Annotated in this window: 1 protein-coding gene; it reads right to left on the bottom strand. The window is 69.2% G+C overall.

The window, feature by feature from the left end:
• Nucleotides 1-76 precede the first annotated feature (76 nt).
• Nucleotides 77-295 (bottom strand): oxidoreductase C-terminal domain-containing protein (locus OO71_RS46010; RefSeq protein ID WP_033296448.1); only part of this gene is annotated, 219 nt, incomplete at its 5' end.

Genomic DNA, 295 nt, shown 5'->3' with positions numbered 1-295 from the left:
AACGGGGTGCCGTCTTGGGGCATCACCGGCGGATGCGGATACGGGCATCCGGTGGTCTCGACGTTGGCGTGGGTTGTCATGGGGCGAGCTGCCTTTCTGGGATGTCCGGTGTCCCGGACGTGAACTGTGCCCGCGCCGTGCGGAAACCACGCGGGTGATGCCAGCCGACGACACCGACCGGGGTCGTGCCGTGCAGGGCGAGAGCGGCGAACTTCCCGTCCGCCGGGTCACCCTCGACCACCTCCAGGGTGTTCGCGCCGGTGAACCGCCCGTAGGCCTGGATACGGGTGCCGTA

It is taken from the genome of Amycolatopsis jejuensis (assembly GCF_000717335.1).
Lineage (GTDB): Bacteria > Actinomycetota > Actinomycetes > Mycobacteriales > Pseudonocardiaceae > Amycolatopsis > Amycolatopsis jejuensis.
This window is presented reverse-complemented; position numbering and strand designations above follow the sequence as displayed.